The organism is Streptomyces flavofungini (assembly GCF_041028215.1).
GTDB classification, from domain to species: Bacteria; Actinomycetota; Actinomycetes; order Streptomycetales; family Streptomycetaceae; genus Streptomyces; species Streptomyces flavofungini_B.
Map to the genome: position 1 here is coordinate 1 of NZ_JASKYR010001356.1, position 1,085 is coordinate 1,085.

Genomic DNA, 1,085 nt, shown 5'->3' on the forward strand with positions numbered 1-1,085 from the left:
GCGCCGCCCCACCCGGGACCGCAGGACCGCGCGAACCCACCTCACCAGCTCGAAGGGACCCACCCCATGGCGCTCGAAGCCGGCCTCCTGGAGATCCTCGCCTGCCCGGCCTGCCACGCTCCCCTCAACGAGACGGAGACCGAGCTGGTCTGCACGGCGGACGCCAAGGAGTGCGGCCTCGCCTACCCGGTCCGCGACGGCATCCCCGTCCTCCTGGTCGACGAGGCCCGCCGCCCCGCGTAACGGCACGCACCAGTACCGAGCAGCAGGAGCGCCGCCCGCACGCGCGACGGCTCACGGCCCGCGCACCGGCCACGCGCCCCGCACGACCCAGCCCCGTGCCGGAAGTCGCGCACGGCGAACCGGAGGCCTGACCCATGCTCGACGAGTCGCTTCTCGACGACCCGGAGGCGCTGGCCCGCGCCGACCGCCGGGGGCTGCTGCGGGGCGCCGCGGAGGCCGGCGCCCGCGTGCGCACCGCGGTCCGCCACGCCACCGAGGCCGGACTCACGGAACTGAGGCCCGACGGCCGCCCCCGCGCCATCCTGATCGCGGGCCCCGGCACCGCCGCCGCCTGCGTCGCCAACGTCCTTGACGGCCTCGTCAGCGCGGCCTGCCCCGTCATCCGTATCGCCCCGACCGGCGTCGCCCCCGCCGCGGGCGCCCTGCGCTGGGCGCTGCCCGGCTGGGTCGGCCCGGTGGACCTGCTGCTCATCGCCACCCCCGACGGTTCGGAGCCGGGCCTCTCCCTCCTCGCCGAGCAGGCCTACCGCCGCGGCTGCACGGTCGTCGCGGTCGCCCCCGCCCGCACCCCGATCGCCGAGAGCGTGGAGGGCAGCCACGGCCTCACCATCCCCATGGCGGCCTCGCTCTACCGCGCCTACGGAGGGGCGCCCGACGAGTCAGCGCGGCAAGCCGTCTCCGGGGGGGGGGGGGGGGGGGGGGGGGGGGGGGGGGGGGGGGGGGGGGGGGGGGGGGGGGGGGGGGGGGGGGGGGGGGGGGGGGGGGGGGGGGGGGGGGGGGGGGGGGGGGGGGGGGGGGGGGGGGGGGGGGCCGCCATGGGGATGGTGAGGCCGTGGCTGCCC

General features: G+C 80.1%; 1 protein-coding gene and 1 pseudogene. Both read left to right on the forward strand.

The window, feature by feature from the left end; genetic code table 11:
• The first annotated feature begins 66 nt into the window (after positions 1-66).
• Complete coding sequence (locus AB8Z36_RS41030; RefSeq protein ID WP_076685833.1) at positions 67-243, forward strand: Trm112 family protein; 177 nt, start codon at positions 67-69, stop codon at positions 241-243.
• Between the two features lie 134 nt (positions 244-377).
• A pseudogene (locus AB8Z36_RS41035) lies at positions 378-1,085 on the forward strand (hypothetical protein); the annotation flags it as partial.

What these genes read in the sequence shown, in the direction of transcription:
- AB8Z36_RS41030 (WP_076685833.1), top strand. Translation starts at nt 67, where the DNA reads ATGGCGCTCGAAGCCGGCCTCCTGGAGATCCTCGCCTGCCCGGCCTGC.